The following is a 1,871-nucleotide window of genomic DNA, read 5'->3' on the forward strand; positions in this document are numbered from 1 at the left end:
GGCGCAGGCTCGCGGCGCCCGCCCGGAGGAGGCCGTTACTGCGCCGGGGTTCCGCGGACCGTCAGGTCGCGGAGCCGGCCGATGTTGTCGAACGAGCCGAAGCCCACCCGGCCGGAGCCGAGGGTCTTGTCGAGGGCCGTGAAGACGGGCTTGGACGCCCCGTCCACGTACACGGCGATCTCACCGGTGTCCGCCCGGCGGTCCACCCGGACGCGGTGCCACGCCTCGTCGGTGATGGCCGGCGGGGCGCCGTGCGACCGGGTGGCGTTCCACTGCTGGTCGATGCGCAGCCGGTCGGCGCCGTTCACCAGGAAGATCCCGTTGTGCGGGTAGATGGTGTTGTCGCTGGACAGGTGGGCGTAGTAGAAGTGCGTGTCGTCCTGGTAGCCGAAGACGACGATCACGTCCCGGTTGCTGACCGCCACCGGAGTGTCCAGCCGCACCTTCGCGTCGATCCGCGCCGAGGTGAGCGCGGGGCCCTTGTTCAGCACCGCGTACTCGAACGGGCGGCGCGGACCCGGGCGCTGCACCCCGGCCTCGGCCAGGACCACCTGGTCGCCCGGGAACTGCCACTTGGACGGCGTGACGGGCGTCCAGTTCTCGGCGCCCATCGCGTTCCCGACGCGGACCGGACCGGCCGCGCCGGCCGCGACCCGCTTCGTCCCGACGACCTTCCAGATCTTGCCGTTGGCCTTGGCGAGCAGGTAGGGCTCGCCCTTGCCGTCCGAGCCGTACCGCAGGTCGACGCGCTGGTCGCCGGCCAGCTGCTGCATCGTGACGGGCTTGCCGGAGGTGTCGAAGGCCGCCAGGTCGTAGATCTGGGCGCGGTTGGTGCCGGTCGAGTCGTGCTTCATCTCCGACTCTTCGGTGTACATGAGCCGGCCGCTCACGATGTCGGTGAACAGGTACTTGCCGCGCAGCGCGGGCAGCTTCGCACCGCGGTACACGTAGCCGCCGGAGATGGCGCGGCCGACGTCGCTGGAGCAGTTCCAGTCGGCGGGCGGGTCGTGGTCGTAGGCCGCGAGCGGGTACTCGTAGTCGTACTTGGCGTCGTCGGCCGGCAGCGGGTAGAGGTGGCAGCGGTCGTCCTTGCGGAACGTGAACGCGCCCTCCCGCTCGCTCCACCCGATGTTCGCGCCGGGGTAGAGCTCGTGGATCGACTCGATCTCGTGCTCGCCGATGTGCGCGAGGAACAGCCGGTGGGTGCCGCCGGTGTCCCAGCTGAACCGGTGCGGGTCGCGCATGCCGTAGGCGTAGATCTCGCCGAGCTTGCCCGCCTGCCCGGCGAACGGGTTGTCGGCCGGAACGCCGTACCTGCCGTTGGCACTGTTCTTCCCGGCGGGGTCGATCCGCAGGATCTTGCCCTGCGGCACGCCGAGGTTCTGCGGGTCGCCGCCGTTGTCGCCGACGTTGCCGTTGCCGCCGTCGCCGACCGACAGGTAGAGCTTGCCGTAGTCGGCGTCGCCGGGACGGGCGTTCGGGTTGAAGTCGATCTGCTGGAGGTTGTGGATGCGCCCGGCGAACCCGATGCGCAGGATCTCGCGGTGCGTCCCGGAGAAGGTGCCGGCCTTCGGGTCCTTGGCCGTCCACTCGTCGACGACGCCGTGGTAGCCGGTCTTCGGCTGCGCGGTGAGGTCGGGCGTCTTGGTCTTGAGCGCTTCGCCCGCCTCGACGTGCGTGGTGTAGAACTTCCCGTTCTTCCGGAAGTCAGGGTGGAACGCGACGAAGCCGAAGCCCTGCCCGAGTCCGGCCTGGGAGAAGAAGTCGGGCGCGAACGTGGCGGCGACGTCCAGGTAGACGTGGGGGTGCGCGCGCTGAGCGTGTTCTCCGCCGTGACCGGCGCGGGCGCCGCCGTCGGCATGATCGCCGGC

General features: G+C 70.6%; 1 protein-coding gene. It reads right to left on the reverse strand.

The window, feature by feature from the left end:
• Positions 1 to 35 precede the first annotated feature (35 nt).
• The coding region (locus tag AB0C69_RS41910) for a PQQ-dependent sugar dehydrogenase (RefSeq protein WP_360362417.1) at positions 36 to 1,871 on the reverse strand (1,836 nt) is incomplete at its 5' end.

Source organism: Actinomadura sp. NPDC048032, from assembly GCF_040653175.1.
In the GTDB taxonomy this organism is placed as follows: domain Bacteria; phylum Actinomycetota; class Actinomycetes; order Streptosporangiales; family Streptosporangiaceae; genus Spirillospora; species Spirillospora verrucosospora.